At 22.2% G+C, this 388-nt stretch carries 1 protein-coding gene; it reads right to left on the bottom strand.

Annotated features, from left to right (window positions below; all coding sequences use genetic code 11):
* Window positions 1-72: 72 nt before the first annotated feature.
* The gene (locus VN21_RS14350) at window positions 73-264 is read right to left on the bottom strand and encodes a hypothetical protein (protein ID WP_021429486.1); all 192 of its coding nucleotides are present in this window, start codon (window positions 262-264) and stop codon (window positions 73-75) included.
* Window positions 265-388: the final 124 nt, after the last annotated feature.

Here is a 388-nt window from a genome sequence, read left to right on the forward strand (position 1 = left end):
CTATAGAATAAATATTAAATTAATTTATTTCAAAAAAATGAGCTATATAAATATATATAGCTCATTTATCTTTTATTTAGATATTTCTTTTAAAAACAGTTCTTCATTTTCTTTTATAACTAGCTCTCCATCTATAAATCCTACAGCCTCTTTTTTAAATGAACGACATTGGCCTATACAACCTGTTTTTACATTTTCGTCTCCAACAATTTCTTTTATTTTATTAACATCAACATTTGAACAAAATGGACATACTCTTATCATTTTAAAAATCCTCCTAAAACCTCTTTAATTTAATGTATTTAAAATATACCCTTTACAACTTAGTCCAAACATATTTATTGAAAATTTTCAAAATTCCATATATAACTAATTTCAATTTCTATTT

The organism is Paraclostridium benzoelyticum, assembly GCF_001006285.1.
GTDB classification, from domain to species: Bacteria; Bacillota; Clostridia; order Peptostreptococcales; family Peptostreptococcaceae; genus Paraclostridium; species Paraclostridium benzoelyticum.

Excerpts from the sequence above, each read along its gene's own strand:
- VN21_RS14350 (WP_021429486.1), bottom strand. The coding sequence starts at position 264 with ATGATAAGAGTATGTCCATTTTGTTCAAATGTTGATGTTAATAAAATA.